We start from the raw sequence: 17,410 nt of genomic DNA on the forward strand, positions 1-17,410 counted from the left end.
ATAATGATAGCACAAATATTAACCCCACTAAGTATAATATTACAAACCAAAACCATTGTTTGGATTTTTGAGAAATAAAAATTTTTCTCAACTTACTAATACATAGGGTGATGAGTCGATTTTCCACGGAATATATAATAACAATAAGTTGTATAACCCAATATTATTGGTAAAAGTGTTGCCGCCCCTACCAACATTAGAGATTGTGATTCTGCTGCCGCTGCCGCTTGCCACAGAGATATTTGATATGGTACTATAAAAGGCCAAATACTTAAGATAAGCCCCAAATAGCCTAGAATAAAAAGTAAAACTGAGTAACAAAAAGGCTGAAATTCTTTATTCTTATAAAGAGTTGAAAGTAACCTAAATAATGTAAAAATAGTTAAAACGGGGATTAATGAGAGATATATAAAATTAGGCATACTAAACCAAAATATACGAATTCGCTCATTTAAAAACGGTATCCATAAACTTACTAAACCCATAAATAACATAACATATATTAACACGTATGATGCGGATTTACGAGCCCATATTTGGGTATTTTCGTCAGTCTTCATTATCAGCCAAGTAGCCCCAAGAAGAGCGTAACCAAATACTAGAGCAATACCTGTCATGATAGAAAAAGGTGTTAGCCAATCAAAAGCATTGCCAACAAATATCCTGCCATCAATTTTAATTCCTTGTATAAAAGCTCCTAGCATAATTCCCTGAAATAATGCAGCGATGATAGAGCCAAAATGGAAAGAGTAATCCCATATGAAACAATATTTTAGAGAGGCTTTAAATCTAAATTCAAAAGCTACTCCGCGGAAGATTAATCCCAAAAGCATTACGGTAATTGGTATATAGAAGGCTGACATTAAAACTGAATAAGCTAGTGGGAATGCGGCAAATAACCCCCCACCACCTAAAACTAACCAAGTTTCATTACCGTCCCAAAATGGTACTACAGAGTTCATCATTTTATTGCGGCAATCTTGAGTAGGAGCAAATGGGAATAATATACCAATGCCTAGATCAAAACCATCTAATAATACATAAAGAAAGATTGCTGTGGCAATTATTCCACCCCAAACCAAAGGTAAATCTATATAGGGAGCAAAATTAAGCATGGTTGATATATCCTTACTACGCTAATTCGGGATAAGAATTTGTCAATTCTTATCCCAAATTCAGTGAAATTATAGATTGCTTCGTCGACCTATGGTCTACTCGCAATGACGTTTTATAGGCGTATATGTCATTGCGAGCGAACGTACGTGAGTGTGGCAATCCATTTTGCTAAAAACATGATTTTAATCTTTTAAAATCATGTTTTTAGCTTTAGAAAGGTTTGAAATGTATTCGCAAAACCGCTTTAAGAATGCATTTTTCCTTATATTAAAGCCCATTCGGGATAAGAATTAACTAATTCTTATCCCGAATGGGGGTATATACTATAGTTGTAGTACTAGGTCCTTTTTTTATTAAAGTTATAATATAATAAATGCCTCCGCCAAATATAAAAGCATACACTATAACAAAAGCAATTAGTGAGGCAAAGATATATTGACCTAATACTGGTGAAGATACTTCAGATGTTCTGAGTATATTATATACTACATAAGGTTGCCTACCAACTTCTGTAACAAACCAACCTGCTAATATTGCTATAAAACTAGATGGAGTCATCAACATGCACCAATATTGAAACCATTTTGTATCAAATAATCTTTTACGTAAGTATAACACTAATGCAATAACCCCAGTAATTACCATTAATATACCGATTCCTACCATTACTCGGAAGGAAAAAAATACTATTAATACAGGAGGTCGATTTTCTTTTGGCCATTCTTTTAAACCTTTTACTTCTCCATCTAAGCTGTGTGTCAGTAATAAGCTAGCAACTTTTGGTATTTCTATAGTATATTTTGTCGTCTCTTCTTCTGATAAAGGCCAGCCAAAGAGTCTAAGGCCTGCTCCTTTCTCTGTGTCCCATATACCTTCTATAGCAGCAACTTTTGTCGGCTGATGTTTTAGAGTATTTAACCCATGTTGATCACCAATAAGAAGTTGTATGGGGGCAACAGCTACTGCCATTAACATTGCCATGCCAAACATGATTCTAGCATGGTTAACAAATTTTTTATGTAAAAGATAGCAGGCAGCAACACCACCAACTGCAAAAGCTGTAGTTAAATATGCTGCTACAATCATATGACAAAAACGATATGGAAATGAAGGATTAAAAATAATTTTCAACCAACTTACCGGGTATAAAATATTATCTGCTCGTACTTCATAACCAGTAGGAGTTTGCATCCAGCTATTAGCTGCAAGAATCCAAAAAGCAGAGATAATTGTACCAACTGCCACGATTAAAGTGGCAGCGAAATGCATATTTTTACTGACTCTATTCCAGCCAAATAGCATAATTCCAAGGAAAGATGATTCCAAAAAGAATGCAGTAAGCACTTCAAAACCTAAAAGTGGTCCAAGTACATTACCTACCTTATCAGAGAAACCTGACCAATTAGTACCAAATTGATAAGACATAACAACGCCTGATACCACTCCCATACCAAAAGTAATAGCAAAAATCTTAATCCAAAATTTATATATTTCTTGATAAATATTATTGCCAGTTTTAATCCATAACCCTTCTACGACAGCAAGCCAGCTAGCAACTTATCTTCGAGAGGGAGAAGTGTTTGAAGAGGTAGGAAAGTAAGGTTTATAAGGATTTTGCTATAAGATTTGTAGTCATGTAAATGATATTTTTTATTTGACAATGCTGGAATTTAGAGATATAATCTCTTTCATGTATATTACAACTGTTCCAAATAGAAATTCTCGTCCTGCAATATTGCTTCGTACCTCTTATCGCGAAGACGGGAAAGTATTAAATAAAACCCTAGCTAACTTAACTAACTGGGATGATTTACGCATTGAGGCTTTTAAGAAGATGCTGAAAGGTGAATTTGATGGTTTAGATGGTGTTCCTGAGGTTGGTGAAAGTTTTGGGACTATTTTTCTACTAAAAAGAATTGCTGATGAAATTGGTATTACTAAGGCTCTTGGTACTAGAAGCAAAGAAGCTTTATTGAGTCTATTTTTGGTTTTAGCACGCTTTGCTCACCAAGGGTCTAGACTTTCCAGCGTGAAATGGGCGAAATCGCATGCGATATCTGATGTATTATCTGTCGATTCATTTGATGAAACCCATTTATATCAGGCTCTAGAATGGTTAGAAGAGAACCAAGAAAAGATCGAATTAAAATTATTTAAAACTTATCAAAAGAAAAATAACAAGCCGCCTGTTATGCTTTTATATGACGTCACTTCCAGCTATTTCGAAGGAACAGAGAATGAACTTGCGGAATATGGGTACAATCGGGATAAAAAGAAGGGTAAAAAGCAAATAGTGATTGGTCTATTAACTGATGATCATGGCGAACCTTTGGCTGTTAGAGTTTTTAAGGGTAATAGTGCTGATCCTTCTACCATTTATGAGCAGATTGAGCTAGTAAAATCTAATTTTGGTATTAAGAATATAGTCTTTGTTGGTGATAAAGGAATGATTAAGAGGACAGGCAAAGAAGGATGGGACTATATTACAACCTTAAGTAAAGTTGAGATTGAAAGCTTAAAGAAAAGCGGAGTTTTGCAATATAGTTTTTTTGAAGAACAGCTATGCGAAGTAACCAATAATGGCAAAAGATATATTTTAAGGAAGAATGGTTCTATAGCCCGAAAAGTTGAGTTTGATAGGAATAACCGAGTTGAAAAATTGGTTGCAAAGATTGAAGAGCGTAATATATATGTATCAACCCATAAGAAAGCAAAGCTAGAACTTGGTTTAAATAATATTCAAAAAATTGCCAAAGAATGGCGGATAGATAAATTTATCAACCTAAAATTAGACGGCAACCAAATAGTGGTTGAAATTGATCAAGATAAGAAAAAAGAGTTGTTTGCTCTTGATGGTTGTTATGCGATTGAAACACAGATTGAAATTAAACTGATGAGTAAAGAATTGGTTGATAAAGCTTACCATAATTTACATGAAGTAGAATTGAATTTTAGCAGTATGAAGACAGGATTACTCGAGGTAAGACCGATCTTTTTAAGGAAAAGCAACAGAACGAAGGGACATGTATTTGTTTGCATGTTGGCATTAAAAATATGGCACTATATGAAAAATAAGTTGAAACAAGGTTGTGGCGTAACCAAGGATGGTAAATATAATGTGACCATTGAGGAAGCATTAAGAGAGCTGGATAAAGTATGTTTTTTATATTACACAATCAAGGGTTGCAAAGTTGCAAGATTACCAAAATTAAGCGAGTTTCAACAAAATTTATTCAATTTATTTGATTTAACGATGCCCCAAATGACAAAATCTGCAAAATGATAAAATAATGGTATGGATCTCCTGATATACAGAATGAAAAGCAGTTGCTAATCTTCTAAAGTTAATATTAAATATTAAAATAACAATCAGGAGGCTAAGATGGAAGTTACCACAATTGGTATAGATATTGCAAAAAGAATTTTCCAAATTCATGGTGTAGATAAAAATGGTAAGACGGTATTAAAGAAAAAATTAATGAGAGATCAAGTTTTAACATTTATGGCTAATTTACCAAAATGTTTGGTAGGGATGGAAGCTTGCGGCGGAGCTAGTTACTGGGCAAGAGAAATAACTAAATTGGGGCATACAGTAAAACTAATGGCAGCACAATTTGTCAAACCGTATGTTAAAACTAATAAAAATGATCAAGCTGATGCAGAAGCTATATGTGAAGCGGTAACAAGACCAAATATGAGGTTTGTACCAATTAGAACTGTAGAACAACAAGATATTTTATCAATTCATCGAGTAAGAGAGAGATTGGTAAAAAATCGTACTGCCCTTGCTAATGAAATTAGGGGTCTACTACATGAATTTGGTTTTATTATTCCTCAAGGGATCAATAAGGTTATGACAAAATTAACCGAGATTTTAGATGAAGGAAATTTAAGCCAGCTGGGTTATCAAACATTTAGTGAACTGAAAGAGGAATTTTTGGATAATGACAAAAAAATAAAAGAGATAGAAAAAAGATTAAAAATAATAGCTAGCAACTTAACTCAATATCAACGATTAACAGCTATACCTGGTCTTGGTTTAATTACTGCTACTGCTTTAATAGCATCAATAGGTAATGCTACAAGTTTTGAGAATGGTAGGCAATTATCGGCATGGTTTGGATTAGTGCCAAGGCAGCATTCCAGTGGAGGGAAAGATAAGTTGCTTGGAATTAGCAAGCGAGGTGATGTTTACTTGCGTACTCTATTGATCCAAGGAGCTAGAGCTGTACTAAATGCCAAGATAAGATTTACATTGGAAGAACAAAAATCTAAAAAAGATTTTAGCAAATTTACGCAGTGGATGTTTAATTTATCTGAGCGAAATGGACATAATAAAACAGTAGTTGCTGTAGCTAATAAACTGGCAAGAGTGGTGTTTGCAGTACTAAGGTCAGGGGATGATTATGTAGAGAGTAAAGTTTGTAGCACAGAGCTATTATAATTAACATAAAATAAAATAAATAGTGGTTTATTAATTAATAGGTAAACAAAGAATATGTAAGAGATTCCAACCCGGAATATGCGTGAGATAATAATATTGATGGTAAATAAGACAAACCTTAGCTTACAAAGAAACTGATGACTACAATGGCTCTTTGAAGCCGATAAAATGATAAGTATATAGTAAATTTGTAAGCCAGCGAATTCCATCAGGGCTGTAGGATAAATTACACATAATTTATTAACTATAAGCCGGATACATGTATGCATTTGCATTTTTGCTATTAGATGTTATTTTTTTCTTGCATTTTACAGGAGATTCATACATGTAGTCAGTAACAAAAATTTAATTTTCTGTCCCACACGCCGTATACTAACCTCGTTTTATGGCACAATTTTAATCCTATCCATCTCGAAGATAAGTCGCTATTTCCTGAAGATTCCCCTGTTGAATCGGAATCTGAATTGCAGTCTGACTCGTCATCAGTTGGAGCTGCCTCAGAGGAATTGCAGGGTAACGTTTCATTTACTGAGTTTACCGTTGTCTCCATAGGTAAATTAAAACTTTTTTCTTCAGTTGACTCAAGCTTTGGTAAACTTTTTTTACCTGAACTTACCGTTATCTCCGGCGATGAATCAAAGCTTTGCTCCGTAGTTGACTCAACTTCTGACAAACTTTGTTCACCTCTTTTTGCCGTTACCTCAAGCGGAAAATTAATGTTTTGTTCCTCAGTTGATTCAGGCTCTGACACGGTTTGTCCACAGACTTGCCCACAATATCTAGATATTATAGATATATTATAGATAGATGCGTTTTTTTGAAAATTTTTTACAGTTGGGTGGTAATTTTTTTCAGGTTGAGCTGAAATTTTTTGATGGCTAGATTGAATATTTGTACGATTAACGTGATAAGAAGTATCATTAGCTTTACGAAAATTTATAAATTTCTTAAGAAGTTTGATAGATAAAATATTACGGCATTTTAGGTTATGTTTGACCGTAGTAATCAAAGTGTGATAAATGAACCCACTTGTTTGTAATTCTATTAGACATTGTTTAACCCGTCTTTGACAAACTCCTAGCTCTTTCTCGAAAAAATGATAGCCTTCTTGTAATTCTTGTGTATTGTTATAGCTATCAGTTTTCGTGCAAGAAACTATCAACGATAAAAGTTGACGAGAAGTTTTACTTAATTGTTTACCACAATTATTGGTAAGGCTTCTCCATTCAGGTGGGACAAAATTACCGACTATATTATAGAAAATAGTGTCAGGATTTTCAATTAAGTTGTCGGAAAAAATTAACGATTCTGTCATATTTCCTCCCCGTGAAAAACGGTTAAAAATAGACTATTTTGTAGGTCAAATTTCAGGAAATTTGTCTGAGAAGTTACATATGAATTACATATGGAATTTTTAGCAAAAGTTAGAAAACCTTGGAAGTGGCATAAGTATTGGTGGAGACGAAGGGAATCGAACCCCCGACCCTCTGCGTGCAAGGCAGATGCTCTACCCCTGAGCTACATCCCCAAACCATATTAATGATAGGTAGCTTATATACCTTTTTACATGTAAGGTCAACAAACTTGTTTGAAAACTTAATATTTAGGCTAAATTTTTGTTCTGTCCCAAGGTAATGCCTTGCCATCAGATCCAAGTACCAAATCTCCTGATACATCATATTCTGCTGCCAAAAAAGAAGATTTACCGGATATAAGTTTTACAGGTCTAATTTTTTGTCCATTATGAAAATACTCCTTTGCCTGTTCTCTAGAGGTTGGGTTATTTTTAGACGCTGTTTTAGCTTTTGACATATATGTAATAATCTCAAATATTTTTCTATAATATACAAACCTAAGTACAAAATATCTTACCTTTTGTCAAGAAAAAGCTGTGAAATGATGTAATAGTGAATTATAGTGCATCAATACAATTATATCATATTTTATTAAACCACTAAGATGTTTAAAATACTTCCAAAAACATTTTATGAAAGAGATACGCTTATTGTCTCACAAGAGTTACTTGGAAAGGTTTTGTGCTTTGGTAATATAGAAGCACGAATTATTGAAACAGAAGCTTATGTTGGAGAAGATGATCCTGCTTGTCATGCAGCAAAGGGTATAACGCCCCGTACAAAGATTATGTATGGTTCTGCAGGTTATGCATATGTATATTTGATTTATGGTATGTATTATTGTTTAAATATAGTAACAGAAAAACAGGGATTTCCAGCTGCTGTATTAATTAGGGGGGTGTATCAATATAGTCCTTTACAAGTTTTACTTGATGGACCTGGTAAATTATGTCGTACTCTTGGAATTAATAAAACCCAAAATGGTCAAGATGTAACTAGTAATAAGTCTTTTTGTATTATTGATGTAGGTAGTACTCCTAAATTTATTAGTACTCCTAGAATTGGTATTAGCAAAGGTACAGACAGACTTTGGCGTTATTTAGAGGTATAATTTGGTGTGTGCCATCGAAGACGTAGGGGTGGACAATGTTTTACATCGAACTCAGGTTAAATTATAATGAATCTACAAGACCCAAATATTTCAAAGAGTCAAGCTACTTTGCCTAAGGTTACCATATACACTGATGGAGCTTGTTCAGGTAATCCTGGACCAAGTGGCTGGGGGGCATTATTACAGTTTCATGGAGATAGTGTAGAGCTAGACCCAAATGCTTTAAAAAATTGGTATAACAAAAAAAAGTTAAACGAGTTAGATATATGTGAGAACTCTACGAAGTTTCATGATAGCTTTTCTTTAAAGCAGAAGAGTATATTTGGTCATGAACTATATACCACTAATAATCGCATGGAAATGACAGCAGTAATTGAAGCATTAAAAGTTCTTAAAAAATCATGCTATGTAGAACTTTACACAGATAGTAAGTATTTACAGCTTGGAATAACACAGTGGATTAACACATGGATAAAAAATAACTGGCATAAAAACAACAATGATCCCGTCAAGAATGTTGATTTATGGAAAAAATTGTACGAAGAGTTAAGTAAACACTATATTATTTGGAATTGGGTTAAAGGTCACAATAATAATGAAGGTAATGAAATGGCTGATAGGCTAGCTGTGCAAGGAAAAGAAACTGCTATAAAAATACTTAAATGTCATTCATAGATAATTTTTTTATATCTATTTTCTCTAAGGAAATTGGAAAAGATCAATTTGGTAACAAATATTATCAAAGTAAAAAGCAGAATTATTTAGGTCAAGCTAGAAGACAAGTGGTTTATAAAGGTAAAGTGGAAGCATCGAAAGTTCCTCCTATGTGGCATGCTTGGTTGCATTATATGACTAATGAAGTACCAAATAACAATAATAAATTTGACTGGCAACAAAATTATCTCCCTAATATCACTGGCACTAGCTTATCTCATAACCTAATAAGAAATAGTACAACTGAAGCTAAATATAGTAGCTGGAAACCTTTAGATAAATCAAAATAATGAAACAGAATGTTATAGAAACTTTAGTTGGCTTTATAGTAATACTAGTTGCTTTAGCCTTTTTTGTTTTTGCTTATAAAATTGGTAACTCATCAAAAGTTGAATCTGGGTATATAGTTAAGGCAAATTTTCAGAATGCGGAAGGGATAGTTCAAGGCAGTAGCGTGATGTTAGCTGGTATAAAAATCGGATCAGTAACTAACATAACTCTAGATAAAACTAGCTTTTTTGCTTTATTAACCCTTAGCATCAATAATGATATAAAGTTACCTAAAGACACTAGTATAGCAATAGTCACAAGTGGAATACTTGGTAGTAGATACATATCCGTAACTCCCGGTTCATCTGAAGAAAATTTGGCTGGAGGTGATCAGATAAAATACACCCAGTCAGCAGTTAATATTGAATCCTTAATAGGTAAATTAATTTATTCCTTTGGTAGTGGCCGTAAGTAATCTACGCGAATTAGGGATAAGAATTTGTCAATTCTTATCCCTAATTCGGTGAAATTATAGATTGCTTCGTCGACCTACGGTCACAACTGTTGAAAGTTTACAAATACCTATACCACAGCGTCTATTAGCGAGCGTAAGCGAAGCAATCTAGGAAACAATCTATAGATAAATGATGTTACTGGATTGCTTCGTCGGCCTTACAGCCTCCTCGCTAATAGACGTATAGGGAAGCTGTATTTACTAACTTTCAACAGTTGTGAACCTACGGTCTCCTCGCTACTCATCTTCGAGATAAATATGAGCAGAAATTATGCTATAGAACGTGAGTATTATGCGACGAGTGGAGTGTAGAATTAAATTCTCGTTACTGACTACATGTATGAACCTCCTGTAAAATGCAAGAAAAAAATAACATCTAATAGCAAAAATGCAAATGCATACATGTATCCGGCTTATAGTTAATAAATTATGTGTAATTTATCCTACAGCCCTGATGGAATTCGCTGGCTTACAAATTTACTATATACTTATCATTTTATCGGCTTCAAAGAGCCATTGTAGTCATCAGTTTCTTTGTAAGCTAAGGTTTGTCTTATTTACCATCAATATTATTATCTCACGCATATTCCGGGTTGGAATCTCTTACATATTCTTTGTTTACCTATTAATTAATAAACCACTATTTATTTTATTTTATGTTAATTATAATAGCTTTGTGCTACAAACTTTACTCTCTACATAATCATCCCCTGACCTTAGTACTGCAAACACCACTCTTGCCAGTTTATTAGCTACAGCAACTACTGTTTTATTATGTCCATTTCGCTCAGATAAATTAAACATCCACTGCGTAAATTTGCTAAAATCTTTTTTAGATTTTTGTTCTTCCGATGTAAATCTTATCTTGGCATTTAGTACAGCTCTAGCTCCTTGGATCAATAGAGTACGCAAGTAAACATCACCTCGCTTGCTAATTCCAAGCAACTTATCTTTCCCTCCACTGGAATACTGCCTTGGCACTAATCCAAACCATGCCGATAATTGCCTACCATTCTCAAAACTTGTAGCATTACCTATTGATGCTATTAAAGCAGTAGCAGTAATTAAACCAAGACCAGGTATAGCTGTTAATCGTTGATATTGAGTTAAGTTGCTAGCTATTATTTTTAATCTTTTTTCTATCTCTTTTATTTTTTTGTCATTATCCAAAAATTCCTCTTTCAGTTCACTAAATGTTTGATAACCCAGCTGGCTTAAATTTCCTTCATCTGAAATCTCGGTTAATTTTGTCATAACCTTATTGATCCCTTGAGGAATAATAAAACCAAATTCATGTAGTAGACCCCTAATTTCATTAGCAAGGGCAGTACGATTTTTTACCAATCTCTCTCTTACTCGATGAATTGATAAAATATCTTGTTGTTCTACAGTTCTAATTGGTACAAACCTCATATTTGGTCTTGTTACCGCTTCACATATAGCTTCTGCATCAGCTTGATCATTTTTATTAGTTTTAACATACGGTTTGACAAATTGTGCTGCCATTAGTTTTACTGTATGCCCCAATTTAGTTATTTCTCTTGCCCAGTAACTAGCTCCGCCGCAAGCTTCCATCCCTACCAAACATTTTGGTAAATTAGCCATAAATGTTAAAACTTGATCTCTCATTAATTTTTTCTTTAATACCGTCTTACCATTTTTATCTACACCATGAATTTGGAAAATTCTTTTTGCAATATCTATACCAATTGTGGTAACTTCCATCTTAGCCTCCTGATTGTTATTTTAATATTTAATATTAACTTTAGAAGATTAGCAACTGCTTTTCATTCTGTATATCAGGAGGTCCATACCATTATTTTTTCACCTGTGGAATTTTATAATAAAGAAATACTGATAAAAGTGTACTTTAATGACAAGAGTTTTTATTTGAAACAAAACAATGGTAATACACATAAGAAGCATTATGTTGACTAATTTTTAGTATGTCAAGTAGAAAAGTGATGTTTACATGACTACAAACTTCATGCCAAAACCACTGCAAACCTGATTCTTTAGACGTTTTAAGCACTTTTTTGTCTCGAAGATGAGTCGCTAATAGACGTTTTATAGACGTATATGTCTATTAGCGAGCGAACGTATGTGAGCATGGCAATCCATTTTGCTAAAAACATGATTTTAATACATGATTTTAAAAGATTAAAATCATGCTTTTAGTTTTAGAAAGCTTTAAAATGCATTCGCAAAACCGCTTTAAGAATGCATTTTTAAGTAATATTTTTGAATTATGACAAATAACCTATTAGTGTAGCTCGAAATTAGTGTATACTGCAAAAATATTGAGAATTGATGAATTATATTGTCAATGTTTTTGTTATGAAATAAGTTATGATTATAATGTTTGAATTAATTTATTCACTAACTTGTCTTAGGTTTTACAAGTAGTGGGGATGTACAATGTTTAAGTTAGCTAATATATTAAATATACTAAAATCACCTTCTGATGCAGTAGAGGATCAAAGCGTTCAGTCTAACAACTTTGTTAAAGCTACTAGGAATTGGTATGAGGAAAGATCTGATAGGTTAATTGTACAACGTAATATCTTGTTGGTATTATCTATATTACTAATAATACTTATAATGGCATCTATAGCAGCGGTAACTATAGTGGTAAATTCAAGAGAGTTTAGCCCTTTTGTTATCCAAATTGATGATAGTACGGGGATGGCAACGATTGTAAATCCAATATCTTCGGAGATACTAAACGGTGACGAGGCACTTTCAAGGTATTTTATTAAAAAATACCTCATAGCTAGAGAAACATATAATCCTGTTGATTTTGATACTGAAGCAAGGAAAAGCGTTAGATTATTATCTTCAAGTCCAGTATATTATAACTATCTAGGATATATACAAAATAAAGATGTAAATCCAGTTTTAATATATGGTCAAAACAACACAACTTTTTTGGTAATTAAATCTTGGTCAGGAGTAGAAAAAAATAAATATATGGTTAGGTTCTCTATTAATGAAACAACAGGCAATAAAACGGTTTTCAATAAAATAGCTGTGGTAAGTTACGCATATATTCCAATGGAATTAACAGATGCAGATCGAGATATTAACCCAGTAGGTTTTCAAGTTAATGATTATAGGGTAGATGATGATAATAGCTAGACTTCTTTTCGTAGCGGCAATATTATTACATTCGGTTATTGCCAACGCTTGTGCAGGTAATATGCATATAGATAATGATGTAGATGATCTAGCCATAACTACTGATAACAGAATTAAAACTTATATACATAATCCTAATGAAGTTTATTTATTAGTTCTGCATTTTGGTTTTCAGTCAAGTATAGAATTTGCCAAAAATGAGGAGATACAAAATATTGTTCTAGGAGAATCCTATGCTTGGAAAATGACCCCGTTGGCAAATAGATTATTCATTAAGCCATTGGAAAAAAACATTAGAACAAATATGACTATCATAACTAATAAAAGGACTTACCAATTCGATGTTGTATCCAAAGAATTGGAAGAAGGTCGTGAAAAAGACTTGGTATATGTAGTTAGGTTTTATTATCCTAAAAAAAGGTTTAGTACTTCACAATAATACCTCAATTCGGGATAAGAATTAATTAATTCTTATTCCAAATTCGCGTAATAATGATATTAATTTACTATGGCAAAGCAAAATAATACCTCTTCTCAAATCAGTACACAGAGTGCAGAGGAACAAGACATACCAGAAGTTCAAAATGAGCTATCAAAAGTTGCCACTAATCCTAAGCAAAGCATTCTGATTCTACTTGTCATTTCTGCTGTCTTTATATTTATTTTTTTTAAACTTTTTATTGCTGATAATAAACCAGCTGAGGTGGTAGCTCCATCAGCACCTACTGATATTACTAAACCGACACAAGATAATTCTAAAAATCTACCAGAGATTCCAAAATTACCAGAAGCACCTAAACTCGAAACACCTGTGGAGCCTCCACCACCTCCACCACCTCCTCCCCCTAAAGTTGCTGATGTGCCAAAGCTTCCTTTACCTACTACTTCAGTAGATAATAATAATGCTGACAAAAGTGCTGATAAAGCTTCTCTTCCTTCCGTTGTATCATCACCCCTTCCTGGAGGAATAGCTGAAAGTGACGAGGAAAAGAAACGCCGTGAAGCAAAGAGAAAATCTTCTATAGTATTAATTGCAGGAGTTCCAGAGAAAAAAACACCAAGTCAAATTGCCGAAGAAGCAAATTTTCAAGATCGTGGAGATATGGCATTTGTTCTTGGTCGTGGTAAGATAATTGAAGCGGTACTAGAGACTGCTATTAATACTGACTTAGGTGGGGAAGTAAGGGCAATAATTAGCAGAGATGTATTTTCTGAAAGGGAAAAGATTATTTTAATTCCTAAAGGATCAAAGATTTTTGGTGCTTATACAACTGGTATTGATGGAGCGTATGGTCGAATTGCAATAATATGGAATCGTATTGATCTATCAAACGGTTATACCATTACCTTAGATGCTATAGCTGTTGATAATCTTGGAAGGAAAGGTGAGCAAGGAAGAGTAGATAATAAATATAAAGAACGATTAACCAATGCTGTATTATTATCGGCATTTAATATTGGACTTGCCAATGCCCTTGACAAAGTGGTAGCTCCCCCAGTTAATTCACAAGCTGCTGCCGCTAATGCTGCTGTTGCTGCTAATATACAAAGTTTAGCACAAAGTATTAATAATGGTCCTGGTACTGAGGATGTTAAAATTTCACAGATATGTTTTAGTGTCATGAACGCCATTCCCGACAAGACCTCAGCAGCCTATATTTCCATGATGCAGGCTTGCAATACTGCACAAAATCCAACTGGATCACAGCCTGGTCAAAGGATTGTTGCATTAATGACTGCAGTAACTAATGCAGCAGCTAGTTTGCTAACTAGCACTGCAACTGCTAGCACTCCAACCCAAGCACAAACAGCTTCAAAAAAAGCTTTTACTGATATCAGTGATACTATGAAATGTATGATTCAGCAACATGAATTTAGACCAACTATTACCATAGATCAAGGTACGGTAATTAAAATTTATGTCAATAAAGATTATAAATTTCCTCAATCTGTACTGAGAAAATCAAGATTGATAAAATGAGTGATAATTTTGCTGCATTAGAGACTTTTCTATTACCATTTAAAGAACTGTTCGCAGAAGATGGTGTCAATGAGATCATGGTAAATAAACTAGGAGAAGTATGGGTTGAGAAGAAAGGAGATTTGTTTTGTAAATCAGTACCTGAACTTGATTTTGAACATCTTATATCGCTTGGTAGGCTTGTAGCTCAGTCAACTGATCAGACAATTTCTGAGGAGAAACCTTTACTCTCTGCATCCCTACCAAATGGCTATCGTATCCAAATAGTATTTCCTCCTGCTTGTGAACCAGGTCATGTCGGATATGCTATCAGGAAAGGTAGTACAATGAACCTTACACTAGATCAATATGCCAAGCTGGGAGCTTTTGATTCAACATCTACTGGAGAATTAATTGACGAGAATGCAAAAATCTTAAATAATTATTTAAAAGAAAATAAAATAAAAGAATTTATTCGACATGCTGTAATTTCTAAAAAAAATATTATTATTAGTGGTGGTACATCAACTGGTAAAACAACCTTTACTAACGCTGCTTTAGCAGAAATTCCAAATAGCGAGCGATTAATTACTGTTGAAGATGCTAGGGAGGTAATCTTAGCAAATCACCCTAATAAATTACATCTCCTTGCTTCAAAAGGGGGGCAAGGTCGTGCAAAAGTTACTACTCAGGATTTGATTGAAGCATGTTTACGTCTAAGACCTGACAGAATTATTGTAGGTGAACTTAGAGGAGCTGAGGCATTTAGTTTCTTACGAGCAATTAATACAGGCCATCCTGGCTCTATATCTACTTTACATGCTGATGCACCAGCAATGGCTATAGAACAACTTAAGCTAATGGTTATGCAAGCTAGTTTAGGCATGCCACCAGAAGAAGTGAAAAAATATATATTAGCGGTCGTCGATATTGTGATACAATTAAAACGTGGTAGTGGTGGGAAGAGATATGTCTCAGAAATATACTATAGTAAGAATAGGCAAGACTAATGATGGGATTGGAGAAAATAGTAAACATTATCCGTAACCTCTTAGGTCATTTTATAATACACCCTTTGGTAGTATTTTGTACGATATGGATTAGTGGAGTGCTAGTTGCATTTACTACTAACGAGATTAGAGCTATAAATGTTGACTTAACAGCCATAGATATAGCTTATAAGTGGACTTATTGGCTAATTAGTGTATGGTCGCAATTAACTTTTCAAGCATATAACTACTTAAAAGTTAAGTTAATATTATCCCTTACTATACCGACAATTACAGTTATCATATTTTACTGGAAAAATTTTAAAAGAATAAAGAATTTACAATTTTTTATTCAACCGGAAAAAGTTTATGGAGATGCTAGTTGGGCTACTGAAGCTGATGTAGATAAAGCCGGTCTACGTTCAAAGCATGGTATGTTGCTTGGCACCAATAGCGGAGGATATTTTGTTGCTGATGGATTTCAGCACGCTTTGCTTTTTGCCCCAACCGGTTCAGGTAAGGGTGTAGGATTTGTAATTCCTAATTTATTATTTTGGGAACACTCTATTATAGTACATGACATTAAGCTAGAAAATCATGGTCTTACAAGTGGCTGGCGACAGAAACAAGGACAACGAGTATTTGTTTGGGAACCTTCCAATCCTGATGGGATAACTCATTGTTACAATCCTATAGACTGGGTAAGTACCAAACTAGGTCAAATGGTGGATGACGTACAAAAAATCTCAAATCTGATTATGCCTGAAAAAGATTTTTGGAATAATGAAGCACGCAGTTTATTTCTTGGTGTGGTACTATACTTAATTGCTGATCCGACAAAAACTAAATCCTTTGGCGAAGTGGTCAGGACAATGCGTAGTGATGACGTGGTGTACAACTTGGCAGTAGTTCTAGATACTTTAGGCAAGGTAATACATCCTGTGGCCTATATGAATATTGCTGCATTTCTACAAAAAGCAGATAAAGAGCGTTCAGGTGTTATCTCTACAATGAACTCTTCTTTAGAATTATGGGCAAACCCGCTAATCGACTCAGCTACTGCATCATCTGACTTTAATATACTTGAGTTTAAGAAGATTAAAACAACAGTTTATGTTGGTTTAACTCCTGATAATATACAGCGTTTACAAAAATTGATGCAGGTTTTTTACCAACAAGCTACGGAATTTTTAAGCCGCAAAATGCCTGATTTAAAAGAAGAACCTTATGGGGTTATGTTCCTGCTTGATGAATTCCCTACTTTAGGCAAAATGGATACATTTAAGGCTGGTATCGCATTCTTCAGGGGATATAGAGTTCGCCTATTCTTGATTATACAAGATACTCAACAGCTCAAAGGAACTTATGAGGATGCTGGAATGAACTCGTTCTTGTCAAATGCTACATATCGTATTACTTTTGCAGCTAATAACTATGAAACAGCTAACCTGATATCACAGCTAGTGGGTAATAAAACAGTTGAACAACGATCTTATAGTAAACCACTATTTTTTGATCTTAATATTTCAACAAGAACGCAGAATGTATCACAAGTTTCCAGGGCTCTGCTTTTACCTCAAGAAGTAATTCAATTACCAAAAGATGAACAAATCGTTTTAATTGAATCTTTTCCACCTATTAAATCTTTAAAAATTAAGTATTATGAGGATAAGTTCTTTACAAATAGGTTATTACCGCCTACATTTGTTCCAACTCAAAAACCTTATGATCCTAATAAAAATAATGTAGATGAGGAACAAGACAATACAGATTCTACTACTAAAGAAGATTAATTTTTT

Annotated in this window: 16 protein-coding genes, 1 tRNA gene and 1 pseudogene; 11 read left to right on the forward strand and 7 right to left on the reverse strand. The window is 33.9% G+C overall.

Translation table 11 applies throughout. The annotated features are described in order from the left end of the window. Positions 1-95 precede the first annotated feature (95 nt). Together cydB and AAHN03_RS04445 are read right to left on the reverse strand one after the other, a co-directional pair. Positions 96-1,115 (reverse strand): cytochrome d ubiquinol oxidase subunit II, encoded by a 1,020-nt coding sequence (gene cydB, locus AAHN03_RS04440; protein ID WP_342278262.1) that lies wholly within the window; start codon positions 1,113-1,115, stop codon positions 96-98. Positions 1,116-1,410: 295 nt separating this feature from the next. Next, positions 1,411-2,673: pseudogene (locus AAHN03_RS04445) on the reverse strand (cytochrome ubiquinol oxidase subunit I); the annotation flags it as partial. A 133-nt stretch (positions 2,674-2,806) separates the two neighbouring features. Between AAHN03_RS04445 and AAHN03_RS04450 the strand changes: the two are divergent. Together AAHN03_RS04450 and AAHN03_RS04455 are read left to right on the forward strand one after the other, a co-directional pair. Beyond that, complete coding sequence (locus AAHN03_RS04450; RefSeq protein WP_342278210.1) at positions 2,807-4,399, forward strand: IS1634 family transposase; 1,593 nt, start codon at positions 2,807-2,809, stop codon at positions 4,397-4,399. Positions 4,400-4,498: 99 nt separating this feature from the next. After that, positions 4,499-5,560: an IS110 family transposase gene (locus tag AAHN03_RS04455; protein ID WP_342278263.1), complete on the forward strand. Its 1,062-nt coding sequence runs from the start codon at positions 4,499-4,501 to the stop codon at positions 5,558-5,560. Between the two features lie 331 nt (positions 5,561-5,891). Here AAHN03_RS04455 and AAHN03_RS04460 read toward each other — a convergent pair whose 3' ends face one another. The 3 genes from AAHN03_RS04460 to AAHN03_RS04470 form a co-directional block, all read right to left on the reverse strand. Then, positions 5,892-6,875 (reverse strand): hypothetical protein, encoded by a 984-nt coding sequence (locus AAHN03_RS04460; RefSeq protein WP_342278264.1) that lies wholly within the window; start codon positions 6,873-6,875, stop codon positions 5,892-5,894. Positions 6,876-7,013: 138 nt separating this feature from the next. Continuing rightward, positions 7,014-7,088 (reverse strand) — tRNA-Ala (locus AAHN03_RS04465). 80 nt (positions 7,089-7,168) lie between these two features. Then, a complete protein-coding gene (locus tag AAHN03_RS04470) occupies positions 7,169-7,372 on the reverse strand; it encodes a hypothetical protein (RefSeq protein WP_341748342.1) in 204 nt (67 codons plus the stop codon). 147 nt (positions 7,373-7,519) lie between these two features. Between AAHN03_RS04470 and AAHN03_RS04475 the strand changes: the two genes are divergently transcribed. From AAHN03_RS04475 to mlaD, 4 genes are all read left to right on the forward strand, one after another. Continuing rightward, on the forward strand, positions 7,520-8,026 hold the full coding sequence (locus AAHN03_RS04475) for a DNA-3-methyladenine glycosylase (protein WP_342278265.1): 507 nt from the start codon (positions 7,520-7,522) through the stop codon (positions 8,024-8,026). A 66-nt stretch (positions 8,027-8,092) separates the two neighbouring features. Further along, positions 8,093-8,701, forward strand: a complete 609-nt coding sequence (locus AAHN03_RS04480; RefSeq protein ID WP_342278266.1) for a ribonuclease HI — start codon at positions 8,093-8,095, stop codon at positions 8,699-8,701. Further along, positions 8,689-9,030, forward strand: a complete 342-nt coding sequence (locus AAHN03_RS04485; protein ID WP_342278267.1) for a complex I NDUFA12 subunit family protein — start codon at positions 8,689-8,691, stop codon at positions 9,028-9,030. The genes AAHN03_RS04480 and AAHN03_RS04485 overlap by 13 nt, the downstream gene beginning before the upstream one ends. Continuing rightward, the gene (gene mlaD / locus AAHN03_RS04490) at positions 9,030-9,485 is read left to right on the forward strand and encodes an outer membrane lipid asymmetry maintenance protein MlaD (protein ID WP_341763041.1); all 456 of its coding nucleotides are present in this window, start codon (positions 9,030-9,032) and stop codon (positions 9,483-9,485) included. Before AAHN03_RS04485 ends, mlaD begins: the two co-directional genes overlap by 1 nt. A 702-nt stretch (positions 9,486-10,187) precedes the next feature. Here the strand turns inward: mlaD and AAHN03_RS04495 are convergent. Both AAHN03_RS04495 and AAHN03_RS04500 read right to left on the reverse strand, forming a co-directional pair. Further along, a complete protein-coding gene (locus tag AAHN03_RS04495) occupies positions 10,188-11,249 on the reverse strand; it encodes an IS110 family transposase (protein ID WP_342278268.1) in 1,062 nt (353 codons plus the stop codon). A gap of 145 nt (positions 11,250-11,394) precedes the next feature. Then, positions 11,395-11,556 carry a hypothetical protein gene (locus AAHN03_RS04500; RefSeq protein ID WP_341761148.1) on the reverse strand — a complete coding sequence of 54 codons (162 nt, stop codon included), beginning with the start codon at positions 11,554-11,556 and terminating at the stop codon, positions 11,395-11,397. 386 nt (positions 11,557-11,942) lie between these two features. Here AAHN03_RS04500 and AAHN03_RS04505 point away from each other — a divergent pair, with 386 nt between their 5' ends. From AAHN03_RS04505 to AAHN03_RS04525, 5 genes are all read left to right on the forward strand, one after another. After that, positions 11,943-12,662 (forward strand): virB8 family protein, encoded by a 720-nt coding sequence (locus AAHN03_RS04505; RefSeq protein WP_341763040.1) that lies wholly within the window; start codon positions 11,943-11,945, stop codon positions 12,660-12,662. After that, positions 12,649-13,101 (forward strand): TrbG/VirB9 family P-type conjugative transfer protein, encoded by a 453-nt coding sequence (locus tag AAHN03_RS04510; protein WP_341751373.1) that lies wholly within the window; start codon positions 12,649-12,651, stop codon positions 13,099-13,101. Before AAHN03_RS04505 ends, AAHN03_RS04510 begins: the two co-directional genes overlap by 14 nt. Before the next feature lie 69 nt (positions 13,102-13,170). Continuing rightward, positions 13,171-14,643, forward strand: coding sequence for a TrbI/VirB10 family protein (locus tag AAHN03_RS04515; RefSeq protein WP_342278269.1), 1,473 nt, complete (start codon positions 13,171-13,173; stop codon positions 14,641-14,643). Continuing rightward, entirely contained in the window at positions 14,640-15,632 is a 993-nt protein-coding gene (gene virB11, locus AAHN03_RS04520; RefSeq protein WP_342278270.1) for a P-type DNA transfer ATPase VirB11, read from the forward strand. Before AAHN03_RS04515 ends, virB11 begins: the two co-directional genes overlap by 4 nt. Before the next feature lie 2 nt (positions 15,633-15,634). After that, positions 15,635-17,404, forward strand: a complete 1,770-nt coding sequence (locus tag AAHN03_RS04525) for a type IV secretory system conjugative DNA transfer family protein (protein ID WP_342279183.1) — start codon at positions 15,635-15,637, stop codon at positions 17,402-17,404. Positions 17,405-17,410 lie beyond the last annotated feature (6 nt).

This window comes from Candidatus Tisiphia endosymbiont of Myopa tessellatipennis (assembly GCF_964031105.1).
In the GTDB taxonomy this organism is placed as follows: Bacteria; Pseudomonadota; Alphaproteobacteria; order Rickettsiales; family Rickettsiaceae; genus Tisiphia.

Excerpts from the sequence above, each read along its gene's own strand:
- cydB (WP_342278262.1), bottom strand. The coding sequence starts at position 1,115 with ATGCTTAATTTTGCTCCCTATATAGATTTACCTTTGGTTTGGGGTGGA.
- AAHN03_RS04450 (WP_342278210.1), top strand. The coding sequence starts at position 2,807 with ATGTATATTACAACTGTTCCAAATAGAAATTCTCGTCCTGCAATATTG.
- AAHN03_RS04455 (WP_342278263.1), top strand. The coding sequence starts at position 4,499 with ATGGAAGTTACCACAATTGGTATAGATATTGCAAAAAGAATTTTCCAA.
- AAHN03_RS04460 (WP_342278264.1), bottom strand. The coding sequence starts at position 6,875 with ATGACAGAATCGTTAATTTTTTCCGACAACTTAATTGAAAATCCTGAC.
- AAHN03_RS04470 (WP_341748342.1), bottom strand. The coding sequence starts at position 7,372 with ATGTCAAAAGCTAAAACAGCGTCTAAAAATAACCCAACCTCTAGAGAA.
- AAHN03_RS04475 (WP_342278265.1), top strand. The coding sequence starts at position 7,520 with ATGTTTAAAATACTTCCAAAAACATTTTATGAAAGAGATACGCTTATT.
- AAHN03_RS04480 (WP_342278266.1), top strand. The coding sequence starts at position 8,093 with ATGAATCTACAAGACCCAAATATTTCAAAGAGTCAAGCTACTTTGCCT.
- AAHN03_RS04485 (WP_342278267.1), top strand. The coding sequence starts at position 8,689 with ATGTCATTCATAGATAATTTTTTTATATCTATTTTCTCTAAGGAAATT.
- mlaD (WP_341763041.1), top strand. The coding sequence starts at position 9,030 with ATGAAACAGAATGTTATAGAAACTTTAGTTGGCTTTATAGTAATACTA.
- AAHN03_RS04495 (WP_342278268.1), bottom strand. The coding sequence starts at position 11,249 with ATGGAAGTTACCACAATTGGTATAGATATTGCAAAAAGAATTTTCCAA.
- AAHN03_RS04505 (WP_341763040.1), top strand. The coding sequence starts at position 11,943 with ATGTTTAAGTTAGCTAATATATTAAATATACTAAAATCACCTTCTGAT.
- AAHN03_RS04510 (WP_341751373.1), top strand. The coding sequence starts at position 12,649 with ATGATAATAGCTAGACTTCTTTTCGTAGCGGCAATATTATTACATTCG.
- AAHN03_RS04515 (WP_342278269.1), top strand. The coding sequence starts at position 13,171 with ATGGCAAAGCAAAATAATACCTCTTCTCAAATCAGTACACAGAGTGCA.
- virB11 (WP_342278270.1), top strand. The coding sequence starts at position 14,640 with ATGAGTGATAATTTTGCTGCATTAGAGACTTTTCTATTACCATTTAAA.
- AAHN03_RS04525 (WP_342279183.1), top strand. The coding sequence starts at position 15,635 with ATGGGATTGGAGAAAATAGTAAACATTATCCGTAACCTCTTAGGTCAT.